This window comes from Butyricimonas sp. DFI.6.44, assembly GCF_022132345.1.
Taxonomy (GTDB): Bacteria; Bacteroidota; Bacteroidia; order Bacteroidales; family Marinifilaceae; genus Butyricimonas; species Butyricimonas muris.
Genome location: NZ_JAKNJD010000018.1, coordinates 18,247 through 35,727 on the forward strand (window position 1 = coordinate 18,247; position 17,481 = coordinate 35,727).

9 protein-coding genes are annotated in these 17,481 nt (G+C 41.3%); all 9 read left to right on the plus strand.

The features are described from left to right. The first annotated feature begins 6 nt into the window (after positions 1-6). The 9 genes from L0M98_RS20440 (at position 7) to L0M98_RS20480 (ending at position 17,463) form a co-directional block, all read left to right on the plus strand. Positions 7-2,715 carry a S9 family peptidase gene (locus L0M98_RS20440; protein ID WP_186977005.1) on the plus strand — a complete coding sequence of 903 codons (2,709 nt, stop codon included), beginning with the start codon at positions 7-9 and terminating at the stop codon, positions 2,713-2,715. A 169-nt stretch (positions 2,716-2,884) separates the two neighbouring features. Further along, a complete protein-coding gene (locus L0M98_RS20445; protein WP_186977003.1) occupies positions 2,885-3,457 on the plus strand; it encodes an RNA polymerase sigma-70 factor in 573 nt (190 codons plus the stop codon). A gap of 86 nt (positions 3,458-3,543) precedes the next feature. Then, the gene (locus L0M98_RS20450; RefSeq protein ID WP_186977001.1) at positions 3,544-4,728 is read left to right on the plus strand and encodes a FecR domain-containing protein; all 1,185 of its coding nucleotides are present in this window, start codon (positions 3,544-3,546) and stop codon (positions 4,726-4,728) included. Between the two features lie 107 nt (positions 4,729-4,835). Beyond that, entirely contained in the window at positions 4,836-8,252 is a 3,417-nt protein-coding gene (locus L0M98_RS20455) for a SusC/RagA family TonB-linked outer membrane protein (protein ID WP_227217513.1), read from the plus strand. Positions 8,253-8,262: 10 nt separating this feature from the next. Then, positions 8,263-9,708 carry a RagB/SusD family nutrient uptake outer membrane protein gene (locus L0M98_RS20460; protein WP_227217512.1) on the plus strand — a complete coding sequence of 482 codons (1,446 nt, stop codon included), beginning with the start codon at positions 8,263-8,265 and terminating at the stop codon, positions 9,706-9,708. Between the two features lie 14 nt (positions 9,709-9,722). Beyond that, positions 9,723-10,421, plus strand: coding sequence for a DUF4843 domain-containing protein (locus tag L0M98_RS20465; RefSeq protein ID WP_227217511.1), 699 nt, complete (start codon positions 9,723-9,725; stop codon positions 10,419-10,421). Positions 10,422-10,438: 17 nt separating this feature from the next. Further along, positions 10,439-12,043, plus strand: coding sequence for a PKD-like family lipoprotein (locus L0M98_RS20470; protein ID WP_227217510.1), 1,605 nt, complete (start codon positions 10,439-10,441; stop codon positions 12,041-12,043). A 134-nt stretch (positions 12,044-12,177) separates the two neighbouring features. Next, positions 12,178-14,862 carry a zinc-dependent metalloprotease gene (locus L0M98_RS20475; protein WP_227217509.1) on the plus strand — a complete coding sequence of 895 codons (2,685 nt, stop codon included), beginning with the start codon at positions 12,178-12,180 and terminating at the stop codon, positions 14,860-14,862. 42 nt (positions 14,863-14,904) lie between these two features. Beyond that, on the plus strand, positions 14,905-17,463 hold the full coding sequence (locus tag L0M98_RS20480; protein WP_227217505.1) for a zinc-dependent metalloprotease: 2,559 nt from the start codon (positions 14,905-14,907) through the stop codon (positions 17,461-17,463). Positions 17,464-17,481: the final 18 nt, after the last annotated feature.

Consider the following 17,481-nt stretch of genomic DNA (forward strand, 5'->3'; position numbering starts at 1 on the left):
ATAGGTATGAAAAGACGATATATTTTGCTGTGTTGTTTGTTATTCGCTTGGTTGACGGATGGCATGGCACAGAAAAAGCCCCTCGATATGGAGGCTTATAAATTATGGCGAAGGGTAGAGGGGCAGCATATGTCTGATGACGGGAAATGGATTACCTACCGTTTCGTGTATATTGACAGCGAGGGGCACGAGAAAGATTCCCCCGTCACTTATTTGCACCATAACGAGTCGGGTAAGACTTACGAACTGGAAAATGTGCGGCAAGCTCATTTCTTCAATAACGGGAAATGCTTGAAATACGTGGTTTCCCCTTCTCCGCGGGATACTTCGGGGCTGGTAAAGGATTCCGTTTTCCTGTTGACTCTGAGGAACATGAAAAAGCAGTTATGGGACAGACCGTATGACTGTAACGAATCATCCGATTCTCCGGTTATGACTTATTCCTATCCTATCGGGAAAAACGAGAAAGACAAAGATATCAAACGATTGGTAATTTGGAACTATGAAACGGGAGATTCGACTGTCATGGATAGTTTGGATTACCATATATTGCTCGATAATAACAAGACGATCATCTACACGAAAGAGCGTGATGGTTACAAATCTCTTTATGCCGGTCCGGTGAAGGGGAAGCAGAAGTTGATTTATGGTAATCCGGATGCCCGGTTGACAAATTTCACGTTGGATAGAGAGAATATGAAGGGGGTATTCACGGTAGCGTCGGACACTTCTTTCTTGAAAGATCCCGACTTGTTGTATGCTTTTAACATGAAAGACGGTACTTACAAGTTGATCATGGACACGAAAGAGGTGGTGCTTCCCGATACCGCGTATAAAGTTCGTGGCGGGTTGAATATGCCGTTTAATAACGGTCGGTATATTTTTGTCGACGGTGTGCCTAAGGTGGCAACGCCTCGTCGCCCGAAAGTGGAACCGGACAAGAGTTTCGAACTTGAATTGTGGAAATGGGATGATGAACTTTCTCAAAGTCGCCAAAGGAACGGGAGAGGTTATCGGCGCAACACCCCGAAGTACGTCTATCATGTAGACACGAAGGAATGTGTACTTGTTTCGCCGGCGGAGTTTGATCAAGTGTTTCATCCTACCTGTGACGAATATAATTACGTGATTATTTCGAATGAGGCGCCTTACCGCGGACTGACGGACTGGAGGGATGGTGAGTCATCAGATTTATACTTGGTGAATTTAGAAACGGGAGAGCGGAAATTGATATTCTCGGATTTTCGTCAACGTCCGGTATGGAGTCCGAACGGGAAATATGCTTTATTTTATCACGGGGAAAAGAAAACATGGTATAAATTGGAACCAACCACGGGAGAATTGACGGATATATCTTCCGCGATTGGTTATCCCGTGTACGACGAAGAGCACGATAAGCCGAAACCTGCTGATTCATATGGCATCGCCGGATGGCTTGACGGGGGAAATAAAGTGGTTTTGTATGACAGGTATGATATGTGGGTGATAGATCTGACGGGTAAAAATGCAGTGTATTCCCTCACGAACGGCTGGGGACGGAAAAATAATACCTCTTTGCGTTTATTGAAAGCGAATTACGATTCCAAGTGGATTGACACGAAACAGAATGTTTTGTTGAAAACATGGAATACTGAAACTCTCGACCAAGGGGTTTACGTGCTGACTCCCGCCCGCAAAATCCGTAAATTGATGGAAGGGCCTTATGCCTTGAATTTTAATCAAGTGACCAATGACGGGAAATATTGCATGTACATTCGTCAGAATTACCATGAATTCCGTGATATCTGGTGGAGTAAAACCGATTTCGTCCGTCCCGTGAAGATAACGGACACGAACCCGCAGCAGAAGGATTACCGCTGGGGTTCGGTGAAACTGGTCGAGTGGACGAATTTCGAGGGAAAACGCAACCGGGGATTGTTGTACCTGCCGGATGATTACGACTCGTCGAAACGTTACCCCGTTATCGTGAATTTCTATGAAACCCATACCGGGGATATACACGTGAATCCCGTGCCGGCTTTGAGTAGTGCCATGATTAACGTGGTAACGTACGTGAGCAACGGTTACGTGGTTTTCATGCCGGATGTGCATTTCACGATAGGTGCCCCGGGTGAGAGTAGTTACAATGCCGTGGTGAGCGGAACCCGGATGTTGATTGACCGGGGCATTGCCGACAAAGACCGTATCGGTATACAGGGGCATAGTTGGTCCGGGTATCAGGTGGCTTATCTGGTGACTCGCACGAATATGTTCCGGTGTGCCAGTCCCGGTGCGGCTGTTTCAAGCATGGTTTCCGCCTATACCGGAATCCGGGAGGGAAGCGGCATGCCCCGTATGTTCATGTACGAGGAAACTCAAAGCCGCATGGGAAAAACACTTTGGGACGACCCCGAAATGTATATTAAAAATTCCCCGATATTCTATGCCGATAAGATACAGACGCCTCTATTAATATTTCATTGTGATAAAGATGAGGCGGTACCTTATTCGGAGGGTTTGAATTTATTTCTTGCCATGCGGCGTTTGCAGAAACCGGCTTGGTTACTGAATTACAAGGGGGATAAACATTTCTTGTATAACAAGGCGGCAGAAATGGATTGGACGATTCGTTTACAACAATTTTTTGACCATTACTTGAAAGACGCACCTATGCCCCGGTGGATGAAAGAGGGGATAAATATAGACGAGAGGGGGATAGACCAGAAGTATGATTGAGTGAGATAATTTAACGTGAAGAACTCGTTTTACAGATGTAAAACGAGTTTTTTATTGCAAAATAATTTGTGTTGCGAATGAGTAGTAATTATTCGTGAAATTGTTATTTTCATTTTTTTCTCTACTTTTGTATTCTTAAGAGTGTTCTTTTGGTGTAAATCATAGAATTATGTCTAAACGTGATCAAAATACAGAGGACTTTTTATTTGACTCCATTCGTACCGGCAATATTGAGGCTTATGAGGTCTTATTTAAAAAATATTACTTGTCTATGTGTATTGTTGCTTGCCGTCTTGTCGGGGATGAAGATATAGCGAAAGACATTGCGCAGGAAGTATTTATTCATTTGTGGGAAAAAAGGGAATCTTATAATTTTGAAACAACGCCGGATATATTTTTATATGTAGCTGTCAAAAACAAATGCTTTGATTATTTGAAGAAGCAAAAGAAAATGCCTGTTCAAAATAGTTTGGGGGCTGCTGAGCGTGAATACTTTTTTCGCGACATTGTAATTGAAGAGGAAACATATCGAATTGTTAATGAGGCAATCGATGCTTTACCCGTTCAAAGTCGCAGAATTATAAAATTGAGTTTGGAAGGTAAACAAAATAAAGAAATTTCAGAAGAATTAGGCATCTCTGTTAATACTGTTAAGTCTTTGAAATATAAAGCAATGGATATTCTTCGTGTGGCGTTGAAGGATTATTACTATTTACTTTTGTTCCTGTTGCCAAAAATATAATTGAAAAAAAACGACAAGTCCACTCATCCTTTTTTGAAATTCTGTCGTTCTGTAGATAGAATTATAAATTTAAATTAGGACGTTTTATGGTGGACTATCCGAAAGATTATAAAATATCTCGTTTGATCGCTAAAAAGGTGATCGGTACACTTTTGCCTGCTGAAGAAGAGAAATTGGAAGCGTGGTTGAAGGAGGATGTTCGGAATAGAGAACTATTTCAACATATCCTTGAAGGAAAAAATCTTTCGAGCAGAGATTTATATGCCGGGCGTTTGGAGGTGGATGATTCGTGGGAGACGGTGAAAAAACAGTTAGACTTACGAGACAAACGAAGAAGTATATCTCCTTGGTGGATAGGTATTGCGGCTTCAATGATTTTACTTGTCGGGGTAGGATTGTATTGGGGACTTTTTAGAAAGCCGATGGAACGAGAGATTGCGCAACCGATAGCTCGTATCGAAACGGGTGGTTCCAAGGCTGTTCTGATTACTTCTTCCGGTGACGAAATTGTATTGCAGGATAGTACGAAACAATTAATCGCTTTGGGAAGCGGCATGATAGCCAAAAATGATGGTCGTCAAGTTTCTTATGAAGAGATTGCGGGAGAAAGTGGAAGAGATGTTCTAGTGTATAATACCATTCGGGTGCCTCGCGGCGGAGAGTACAAGTTGTTTTTGTCCGATAGTACGGAGGTATTTTTGAATTCGGATTCAGAGATTCGATTTCCTGTTAAATTCGGGAAAAACGAACGGGGTGTATTTTTACGGGGAGAGGCTTTCTTTAGTGTTAGAAAAGATGCTTCACGCCCGTTTGTAGTGAATGCGGATGACAAAGTTTCTGTCGAGGTCTTGGGAACTCAATTTAATTTGCAGGCTTATCCGGATAAGAAAATTGTGGAAACCACGTTGAATGAAGGATTGGTACGGGTATATGATGGAAAGCAAAGCGTGAAGATTCAGCCTGATCAACAAGTTGTATATAAAGATGGAGAACTTTTTATTCGTCGGGTAGATGCGAGCCTTTATTCTGCGTGGAAGGATGGAAGGTTTGTGTTATTGAATAATACGTTGGAGGACATCATGATGTGCTTGGGACGTTGGTATAATATTGATATATTTTGGGTAAACCCGGAACTGAAGGAATATCACTTCTCCGGAGAGTTAGCCCGGTATGAGGATTTCACGGAGATATTGGATATGTTGGAGAAAGCTACTCGGGTGCAGTTCGAGGTGAAAGATAGAACTGTATTCGTGAAAAAGATGTTCAAATAAATGTTGTTATATATAAAGAGCAGAAAATATTGGTCCTATTTTCTGCTCCTAAGTGAGTTTTAATAACGATTAAAAAGTCAATCATTAATCATTAAGCATGTAAAAGTATGAAAAAAAACGGAATTGAAGTCTTTAGCGGGATGCAAAGATTTAAAAAGATGCGATTTATTTTTAAACGCAGCCTTCTTCTTCTATTCATGTCCCTCTTCTTCTTGCAGGTAGGTGCAAAATCTCAGGTTGTAAGATTGACAATGAATTTGGAAGACGTTACCATCGACCAAGCTATCACGAATGTGAGTCAAAAAACAGGTTATCGTTTTTTGTACCAGATGGAAGAGGTCATAAAGTATGGGAAACGGAATCTGAGTGTGAAGGATGCTACTTTGGAAGAGGTGTTGAACGAGTTATTGAAGGACACGCCTTTGTCTTATGTTATTCAAAATGATGTAGTCATCATCACTCCGGCTAAGGATGAAAAAGCACAGGAGAAACCCCGGCAAATCAAGGGTAAGGTGGTAGACGAGAAAAGTGTACCGTTGCCCGGAGTTACGATTCTTATAGAGGGAACTAAACTGGGTGTGGTAACAGATGCGGATGGTAAGTTTAAAATTGAGATACCCAAAATGGATAGTACAATTTTGGTGTTCTCGTTTATTGGGATGGAAACCATCCATTACCGTTTGAGCGATGAACGGAAAAATGATGAAAAAGAATTGGTTATTACGATGAAAGAAGACGTGGAGGAGATGGATGAGGTTGTCGTGACGGGATACGCCAACATCAGAAAAGAAAGTTTCACTGGAAACACGGTTTCTGTAAAAAAAGAGGAACTTTTAAAGGCATCTAAAACGAATGTAATTAAAGCGCTGCAAGCATTCGATCCCTCTTTCCGCATCAAAGAAAACAACCAATGGGGCTCAGACCCGAATGCCTTACCGGAAATGTATATTCGCGGTGAATCCGGTATCGGAATAAAGCAACTGGATCCGAATTACACGACCAAAGGTAATTTGCAGAACAACCCGAATCTTCCGACGTTTATCATGGACGGATTCGAGATTAGTGTGCAAAAATTGTACGACTTCGACATCAATAGAATCGAGAGCATCACTATATTAAAAGATGCTGCGGCAACCGCCCTATACGGTTCACGCGCCGCCAATGGTGTTGTGGTTATCACAACGGTAGCCCCGAAACCCGGCAAATTGAATGTTTCGTATAGCTTTACCGGTTCCGTGGTCGCTCCCGACCTGTCGGATTATGATCTTCTCAATGCGAGAGAAAAGTTGGAGGTCGAGAAGTTAGCCGGCTGCTATGTCGATGAAGATTTCCAAATTGCCAGAGATCAAGAGTATAACAAGAAACTTGCTAATATAGAGAAAGGTATTGATACTTATTGGTTGGCAAAACCTCTTGAAACCGTATTCAATCATAAACACAGTCTATTTATAGAAGGAGGTTCGGAAAACGTTCGGTTCGGACTCGATCTCAGCTATAATACGAACAAGGGTGTTATGATTGGTTCTTACAGGGATAATATCGGGGTAGCCCTATACGTAGATTACCGGATAGGGAAATTGCAAGTAAAAAATCAAGTAAGCTATAACTTGACTAAATCGGCAGAATCACCATACGGCGATTTTTCAAAATACGCTTATGCTCAACCTTATGATACTTACAAAGATGAAAACGGGAAATACCTTGAGCGCTTGCAAGACTATGACAAGACAAGCACGGATACTGACTATCGGGAAAATCCCCTTTACGAATCGACATTGATGAATTATGATAAATCTAAAATAGAAGAATTTATCAACAATCTTAGTGCTAATTGGTATATAACCCAACATTTATTATTGAAGGGGACCTTTAGTATTACCAGAACTGTCGAACATGGAGATAGATTTCTCGATCCGCTTTCCAAGCAGAATGCGGAACCGTTGAGCATGACCCATCTTTATTCCGGAGAATTGAGGAAATCAAACGGGGAATCCTTCAATTGGGATATGAACTTGTTATTAGCTTATAATCGTACTTTCGATAAACATAACGTGAATTTCACTGTAGGTATAAATACAAAAGAAGATTATAGTGAAAGTGGGTCTGCTTTCTATAAAGGCTTCCCATCAGGTTCACTGAATTCACCCAATTACGCGAAAGAAATTTACGAGAAACCAACCCAGTCGGAAGGGAAAAGCAGATTATTCGGGGCAATAGCCACAGTAAATTATAGTTTCCGGGATATTTACCTGTTTGATTTTTCCGGGCGTATTGACGGATCGTCTAAGTTCGGTAGCGACCGTAAATATGCCCCGTTCTGGTCAACCGGTTTCGGTATCAATATTCACAATTACGCTTTCATGGATAACTACAAGTATATTGATGAATTGAAGATTAGAGGTAGTTACGGGCAAACCGGGAATGTCAATTTCTCGGATTATGAAGCTAAAACGATTTATTCGATAAATGATGAACAATGGTATCAGACAGGAGCTGGGGCTACATTAACGGCTTTAGGTAACAAAGACCTCACTTGGGAAACGACAAATACTTTAGATGTCGGGGTTGAATTGAGTATATTAAATCGCCTTTTCTATATCAAAGCATCTTATTATAACAAGAAAACAACCGATTGTATCAATAGTGTAACAGTTCCGAGTTCCACGGGTTTCAACACGTACAAGGATAATATCGGAGAGGTTAGGAACAGGGGATACGAGATTGATTTGAGGATGAATATTATCAGGAAGCAAGACCTGTACTTGGCTCTTTTCGGCAATCTGTCGCATAATCAAAATAGACTGATGAAAATTGCTCAAAGTTTGAGAGACTATAACACGCAAGTCGACGAGTATTTCAAAACGAACAGTCGTTTTGACGGTTCAACGAGTAAGCCTTTTAATAAATACGTGGAAGGAATATCCATGAACACGATTTGGGGAGTACGCTCCATGGGTATCGACCCGTCTAACGGTAATGAAGTTTTTATTCGACCGGACGGGACTTTAACCGACGTGTGGAATACCTCTGACCAAGTGGCTATCGGATGCACCGATCCGGATGCTCAAGGTTCATTTGGTTTTAACTTGACCTATAAGAACTTCTCCCTGTTCACCAATTTTATGTATGAATTTGGAGGACAACGTTATAACCAGACATTGGTTGACCGGGTTGAGAATGCTGATATTTACAACGAGAATGTTGATAAACGAGTATTAACAGATAGGTGGCAAAAAGCCGGCGATAAGGCAAAATTTAAAAAACTGGAAAGCGGTAGAACCGGTGGAATTGAAACAACTAATCCTACCTCTCGGTTTGTTCAAGATTATAATATGGTATCTTTAAGTTCTATCTCTCTTGGTTATGATTTCACCCAACCTTGGGTAAAAAAAGCCAGATTAAGTATGTTGCGTTTTGAGATTGGGGCGGAGGATCTCGTGAGATGGTCTTCGGTAAAAGAAGAAAGAGGTCTAAGTTATCCTTTTGCCAGAACAATAAATTTTTCATTAAAAGCTAGCTTCTAAAAGAAAAAACATGAAAATATCGAAATTTATTATTGCTATAACTTTGTTGACTGCATTAACTTCATGTAATGATTGGTTGACAATAAGCCCGAAAAATCAAGTTGATGAAGATCAATTATTTGAAACCGGACTTGGATATAGAAACGCACTAAACGGCATATACCAAAATATGGCAGCCGGTAGTATGTATGGTCGGGAAATGACATGGGGTGCTCTCGATGTATTAGCACGGTATTATGATGTAAGTTATTTACCCAAAAATTGGAGTACAATCGCCGATTATAATTACAAGGATAAAAATGTAAAACCATTAATTGACAATATCTGGTCGAAAACTTATAATTCGATAGCAAATGCCAATAATCTGTTGTCAAGAATCGACGGAGAGGATCCGCTAAAATTCGCGGGAGAAGAACTTGAAAAAAATGTAATTAAAGGAGAAGCCTTAGCCCTCCGGGCTTTCCTTCACTTTGAAATGGTGCGCTTGTTTGCTCCTTCCAAAGATGACGGTCAAACTTATATCCCTTATTTCGAGAAATACCCCTCGACTTACGAGTCCAGAGCAACGATCAACGACGTGATGGAAAAAGTGATCCGGGATCTTAACGCGGCAAAAGATCTGGTGGCCCCGTATGACACGTTAGGCACACGGGAAGACAGAATGAGTTATTATTACCGCTTTTCAAGTTCGTCTTCGAACACGGCGATCTTAGGAATTACGGATATTTTTGAGGCTTATAGAGGCTTCCGGATGAATTATTACGCTATTAATGCTGTTTTAGCTCGCGCATACGCTTACGTTGGTAAATATCAAGAAGCATTCAATACAACACAAATCATTATTGATGCTAAAGATAATTCGGCGAACCTATTCCGGTTTACTCCCGAAGAAAGCATTAGTGCGAAACCCAAATTACATGACGATCTGATTTTTGCATTGTCAAATGAAAAACTTCTGGATAATTATTTATCATATTATAATACGCCGGAGGTAATATTATATTTGGACATTTATGATAAAGAGGATATGTTTGATGATCCCGCAGACTATCGTGGAAAAAAATTGGTCGCAGAAGTTAATGACTGGTGGTATCAATCTTTAAAATATTCTCTTAATGCCACAAGCGATCCGCAGACGAATGAAATTATGATACCTATGCTCCGTTTAAGCGAGATGTATTATATCCGGGCAGAATATTACGCACACTCGAATATGTTTAAAGAGGCGACTAACGAATTGGATATTGTACGTCGGGGACGGAATTGTACTGTTGGTCGTTTGGATATCACGTCGATGACCGAATTTAACTCGGAGTTAATTAATGAAGCCAAAAGAGAGTTTGTCGGAGAAGGTCAGTTGTGGTTCTACTACAAGAAACTCAACATCAAACCCAAGAGATCCATGCCGGATGAAGCGTTTATCCTTCCTTTACCCGAAAGTGAAACTATTAATTAATCACGTCAAAAGATATGAAAAAATACATTATCATATTAGGATTATTATCCGTCCTCTTTGCTTGTTCAGAACAAGAAACGGATTTATATAATACTGCACATCGCCAATTATTTATTTCTACGAAGGGAAGAATAGACACAGCCTATGTTTCTTTCTCGCATTATCCCGGGGAAAATACATTAAAGGTTCCTTTCATTGTCTCACTGATCGGAGAACCTGCCGGGGTGGACCTTGAATACAAAATTCAAGTTATCGATTCCTTAACGACAGCTATCGCAGGAGATTACACGTTACCCCAACCTCCAGTCTTCAGAGCGAATCGCACAACAGACACGTTGTGGATAGAGGTTTCAAAGAAGAATTTGGAGGCAAAATCATATCTCCTTAAAATCATGTTGGCGGAGAATGAAAACTTTGAACCGGGTTATTATTACCAACAAACGGCACAGCTTCGTTATGACAATATTACCAGCAGACCTCTATGGTGGGATAACACGGTTATTGAGATGTATTTAGGGATATTTTCCCCGGAAAAATATGATGCCTTTATACGTGTGACCGGAGAAATCTCCTTTGAAGGCAAAGAACCATGGGAAATGCGAATATTGTCATTACAACTCAAAGATGCAATTGCGGCTTCGCTTGCCGATAACGATCCCAAAAATGACATCACGGAAGCCGGAGGTGCTCCAATGATAATCCCTTGCTATTAATTTAAAATGAAAAAACTATGAATATGAAATATAATATATTTTCACTCATCATTATAGTTTTATTTTTCACGAATTGCTATGATGATAAAGGGAATTACTCTTATCACGATATCAACACCATAGAAATTGGGAAATTTACAGGAAGTACTTCTCTTGCAGTTGGTGACACCATAGATATAAAGCCGGAATTAACATTCAGCAGAGGAGTTGAAACAGAAGGGTTGAAGTATACATGGGAATGGTGTGGCAAAACACGTCCGGGGTGGAACAAAAAAGACTTTTATTGGATCACGGACACGCTATCCAGTGGTTATCTTGTTTTGCGTATAACTGATCCTAACACGGGAGTTACTTATATTCAAAGCCAGTCATATACTATAAGCAGCGAGTTTAATGTTGACGGGTGGATTGTCCTGGGAGATAAAGACCAGAAATCTTACCTGACGTTCGTGAAAGAACACACGAAAGAAAACGAGAAAGGTGAAGACGTTTGGGCTAATATTGTATACGAAGACGTCTATAAGCTGAAAAGCCATAGCGAATTAGGGACTTTGCCAGTCAAACTGCATGAACATTTTTGCAATACACATAATAATCATGATCTTGCCGCTAATATCATGGTGGTACAACAAGGAGGACAAGGTATGGTCGATCTGGACGGTCTTACCTTCCAAAAAGTGATCACGATCGATGAGGCCTTTGCAAACCATACATTACCGGTTGATTTCAAACCTGTCAATACCATGTCTATGAAAAGAGTTGATTTGATAGAAAATTATGACGGGAAAATATTCTCTCGGGTTAAAGTCAGTGATGACTTGTATCATTCCAGCAGTTATTTGCAAACACCTGTGACATTGGACGGAGAAGAATTACACGCTCACATCTATCTCTCGACATTCAAGGAAAATGGTTTTGCAACACTCCATGACTTTGAAAACAATCGTCTGGTCGTAATTTTGGATCAAACGGATATTTACAGTTCCACGAATCTAAGCAAACCACAAGTAATGCCGGGCAAACCTTCGGAAGATATCCCGACAGGTTGGGTTCCTTTGGACAATTTGGGAGATAATGAATTGATTCACCTTGGATATTATAATCCTTCGTTGGGAGTTTCACAACCCGTCGGTTTCTTTATGATTTTAAAGGACAAAGACGGAAAATACTGGGCTCAAGATTTTATTGTAAATCGGGATTGGGCTTCTTCAAATTTATACCTAAGCGATTGTAGACGCAATGAAATAGATTTGGCTCCATATATAAATTCCAATAGTGTGATATACACATTGCCTTTTGAAGATGCATCAGATTATGTACTCATATCCAAAAATAAAGAGCTCTATCTTTATTGCAGGCAATCACCCAAAGATGGAATTAAATTATTTTATACCTGTACAGGTAATGTCACGGCAATAAATGCCGAGGTATGGTACCACAGACGTGCCGGAATTGGTTTGGATAACGGACAGTTTGTCATTCTTAACATGAGAGATGGGAAAAACTTGCAAACAGATGAAGAAAAATTAATATGGCAAACTCCTGAAAATGCAATGAATTTGGGTAAAATTGTCGATGTACGATTCAAAGTTGGAAGCGGAGATAATTGGGGGTGGAATTAAATAAAACCGTCATTATTCGGAGTGAAGCGAAGAATCTCCAAGTAAGGGGATTCTTCGCGATACTCGAAATGTCAGAAGATATCTATTGAAAATAGATCGGGTATATTATTGTATGTTTTAAATCAAAAGTATTTATGAAAATCAGAGTTTTAATTATTCTGGTGGCTTTACTTTGCGTGCCGTTCACTTCGGAGGCAAGGAAAAAGTCCAAGAAAAAAGATGCAAAAGTCGAAGAGAAGACAGAAAGCAAGTACGAAAAATTATTCAAGGGAAAGCAGTGTACAACAGTGAAAGGAATGATTACCCTTCACAAGATGGATCAAAAAGTATACATGGAATTTCCATTATCCTTGATGGAGAGAGAAATGCTTCTGGGAGCAACCGTGTCTGAAATCAGTGACAACTCCAATGCGCTGGTGGGACAGAAAAACAATCCTTTGGTACACATCAAATTTTCATTAGCAGATAGTACTGTTCAAATGAAAGAGGTGAGCAATGAACGCAAGACACAAATGATCTCGGACACAAAAGATCCAAACGTGAAAGCTGCTATGGCGAAAGGAAATTTTGCCCCAGTGATGGATGCTTACAAAATAGAAGCTTATTCCCCGGATAGTACTGCCGTCGTGTTTGATGTCACTAAGTTTTTCGTGGGCAATAACAGTTGGCTGCAACCTTTTGACCCGTATAGCCAAAGAACTTATTACGGGATGGCGGCTAGATTTATAAAATACCAAAAAGACCTTTCCTACGTTGATGAAATCAAAGCTTTCGAGGACAACATATCCATCACTTCCAGTCTGTCTTATTTGCAAGATATTATTTACATGGGAATAGTAATGTTTGCCCACAACGAACCGGTGACGGCAAAAGTAAACTGTTCTCTGGTTTTGCTCCCCGAAGAGCCAAGTATGCGCCCGAGAATAGCCGACCCGCGGGTGGGGTATTTCTTCGGTTACAAAAGTAATGTCAGCACCACGCAAGACGGTATAAAAGATATATACTTTATCAACCGATGGGACGTGCAACCGAAGGACGTGGAAGCCTACAAGAGGGGAGAATTGGTGGAACCCGTGAAACCGATCGTGTTCTACGTGGATAACGCTTTCCCCGAGGAGTGGAAAGAACCGATTCGCCAAGGTATTTTGGAATGGAACAAGGCTTTTGAAAAAATCGGTTTCAAAAACGTGATGGTAGCCAAAGATTTCCCGACAAACGACCCGGAATTCGACCCGGATAATATTAAATATAATTGCGTCCGTTACTGCCCGATCGGGATGGCTAACGCACAAGGCCCTTCATGGGTAGATCCGAGAAACAACGAGATTATTAACGCTAGCGTGTTGGTTTACCACGACGTGATCCAATTGGTAAACAGTATGCGTTTCGTGCAAACGGCACAATTGGATGAACGCGTGAGAACACCCAAATTACCGGAGGATGTGGTGAAAGAAAGTATGCGTTACATTGTTGCCCACGAGATCGGGCACACGTTGGGTCTGATGCATAATATGGCAGCCTCTGCCGCTATTCCTGTTGAGAAGTACCGGGATGCGGAATTTATGGCAAAATACGGGACAACGATGTCTATCATGGACTACGCGCGTTACAATTATATTGCGCAACCCGGAGATAAAGGTGTTAAATTAACCCCTCCCGACTTGGGCGTGTATGACTATTACGCTATCGAATACGGGTATAAACCGATTCTTGAAGCAAATACTACCGCGGAAGAAATTCCGGTATTAAGAAAATTCGTCAGCGACAAAGTCGGGGACCCGAAGTACCGCTACGGGAAACAACAGGTGTATTACGGTGTATTCGACCCTTCATCCATGACAGAGGACTTGAGTGATGATCCGGTAAAAGCCGGGGAGTACGGTATCAAGAACTTGAAATATATTTTGGCACATATGAATGAATGGTTGGACGATAAAGATCATGATTACACCTACCGCCAAAGTATTTACAATGATATGGTGACTCAATACACCCGTTACTTGACAAATGCTCAAACGAATATCGGGGGATTTTATATCAACGAACATTACGTGGGAGATCCTTACGCTACATGTAAGGTTGTCCCCAAGGAAATCCAAAAGCGTTCGCTGGCATTCATCATGAAAGAACTGAAGAACCTAGAATGGATTGATGATATCAACGTGGTTAAAAACCTTGAATTTGACGGTTCAACGGCAAGACTCATGTTGAAAGAATTCAGCGGAACATTGTTGAACACGAAACGCATATCACTGGCAGCCTACCGTGAACCGGACGTTGCCTACACGCCGAGAGAATATCTTGACGATTTGTATAGCCACGTGTGGGAATCCGCTATCAAAGGAAGAACCCCCACGGCGTCGGAAATGCTGTTGCAAACAGTTTTCCTTGAAACCTTGCTTAAAGAAGCTGATCCACTAACCGAAAAAATGTTTCAATCGGACTATTTTTTGCTTAGGAGTAATCCCATACCGGAGATTCCAACATTTGCCAAAACAAAGATGCCTGTTTATGAAGCCATGCAAATGATGAATTCTTTGAGCCAGAACTCGGCATTACACGCGAACACGACTGAAAAGAATTTCTTGAATTTCAAACGTGACAATGATTTCAGGCAAGCATTAAATGAAACATTCGGTTTTAATTACATCATGTACGTGGAGAATATATCCAATGACAACCAAAAACATTTATTGCATCGGATGGTAAGCCGGATTCATAACACGCTAAAAGCGAATAAAAATACGGGAACCTACGAATCCAAAGCTCATTATAACTATTTGTTATCATTAATCGAGGATTTTCTCAGAGATAAGTAACAAATTACAAGTGACAGCATAAATAAAAAATAAATCAGTATTATGACGAAAGGGTTCATTATATTCATCTCTTCTCTTTTCCTACTCGTGACGGCATTACCCGATGATAGTTTCGGCGGGAACAGGAAAAGAAAGAATAAAGACAAGACAGAAGAAGCAACCCGGGAAAGCAAATATGATAAATTGTTCAAGGAGGAAAAATTTGTAACCCGTAAAGGGGTATTTACCCTCCATAAAACAGATAAAAAGCTCTATTTTGAAATCCCGCTGACGCTTCTAAATCGAGAATTTTTGCTTGGTTCCACGATCAGGGAAACAAGCGACAACGGTTATTCGCTCGTGGGGCAAAAGCCCCAAGAACCTTTGCATTTGGCTTTTGCCCGCAGGGATTCCTCTATCCAATTGCTTCAAATCACGCAACCGTGGGGAGTGATTCCGAAGTATTCGGATAGCCGGGAAGATGAACTGAAACAATCCATCCGGAAAAGCTCTATCTCGCCGATTATCAAAACGTACGAGATAAAAGCATTCAATAACGACAGTACAGCCGTGGTTATTGACATGACAGATCTATTTTTGAGTGATGACGAGCGCGTTTCGCCTTTTGACCCGTACGGGATAAAAGCCGAATACGGGAGAGTTAAATTATCACCGGAATACCAGCAGGAGTTGTCGTTTATCGATGACATTAAAGCGTTCGAGGATAATGTGTCGATCATCTCCTCTTTGAATTACACGATTGCAAGCCAAGAGAATAAAGAGGTTAAGTTGCCTGTAACGATAAAAGTTAATCGCTCTATCATTCTGTTACCGGACGAGGAGCATATGATGAGGAGCAGGATTTCGGATCCCCGGATCGGATTTTTTACTACAGTGAAACAGAATATCAGTGTAAAGCGGGATGGCTCAAAATACGTTTATTTCATGAATCGCTGGAACGTGCAGCCGAAGGATATGGAGGCATACAAGCGGGGTGAATTGGTCGAGCCGGTGAAACCCATCGTGTTCTACATCGACAATACATTTCCGGTTGAATGGAAAAAAGCAATCCATGCGGGAGTCTTGGAATGGAATGCCGCTTTCGAGAAAATCGGTTTTAAAAACGTGATGCAGGCAAAAGATTTCCCGATGGATGACCCGGAATTTGACCCGGACAACCTGAAATATTCGTGCATCCGTTATGCGCCTATCGATGTGGCTAATGGGATGGGGCCCTCGTGGACAGACCCTCGTACCGGGGAGATTATCAATGCTTCCGTGTACATTTACCACGATGTCATCAAGCTCGTGAACGATATGCGTTTCGTGCAAACAGCACAAGTAAATGAAAGAGTGCGCACGAAAAAGTTGCCACAAGACATATTAGATGAAAGCCTTAACTATGTTATCGCTCACGAGGTGGGACACTGCTTGGGGTTGATGCATAACATGGGAGCCTCTTCATCCTATCCGGTAGATTCGCTGCGTTCCGCTTCATTCACGCAAAAATACGGTACAACTCCTTCCATTATGGACTATGCCCGTAATAATTACATCGCCCAACCCGGTGATAAAGGTTTGCGGTTGACGCCTCCCAATATCGGGGTTTATGACTTTTATGCCATAAAAATAGGTTACCAACCCATCCCCGAGGCAAAAACAGCGGAAGAAGAGAACGCTATCGTACGAGGCTGGATTGCCGAGAAAGCCGGCAACCCGATGTTCCGTTACGGGAAACAACAACTCCAAGCCGTGTATGACCCTAGCGCACTGATGGAAGATTTGGGGGATGACGCCGTGAAGGCAGGAGAGTACGGTATCAAAAACTTGAAATACATTCTCGAACACATGAACGAGTGGATGGACAAGGAAGATCCGAATTTTGATTACCGGATAAATATTTATGGAGAAATCGTCAATCAATGTTTCGGTTATCTCTACAATGCACTGATGAATATAGGTGGTTTTTACTTGAATGAACACGAGGTAAACGATCCTCGCCCCTCGTTCACGGTTGTTCCCAAGGAGAAGCAAAAACAATCGCTCAGGTTCTTGATTAAAAATTTACAACAACTGGAATGGTTGGATAACCCCCAAGCAACAGAAAACCTAAGAGTAAGCACCCCTCGTTCGGAAAGGCTCGTGAAGAATTTTGCAGCAGCTTTACTTGTCAACACGAAAAAAATATCCTTAGGCGAGTACCGGGATCCGAACTCCTACTCATCCAAAGAATACCTGAATGACCTGCATGCTCTCGTGTGGGAACCGACACTCAAGGGGCAAAACCTTTCTGCTATCGACATGCTTTTGCAGAAAACGATATTGTCTTCTCTATTAAATTCATTATTACCTGTTAACTGGACTGTAAAAGGACCTCCTATCGCGGAGAAACCCATGTTGCGCCGTACTTGCAGTTGCGGAGAACACATGGCATCGGGATTCGGGTTCCAATACCCGGTCTACAACGTTGCTCACGATAACACGAAATACCTGTATTTTTCACTACTTGACCGCATTGAAAAAACGGTAAAAAGTAAACGGGCAACCGGTAATTTCAACACACGGGCGCACCACGCTTATCTGTTGGAAATGATCGAAGATTTCAGAAATAGGAAGGAATAAATGCTTAAAATTAAAAAC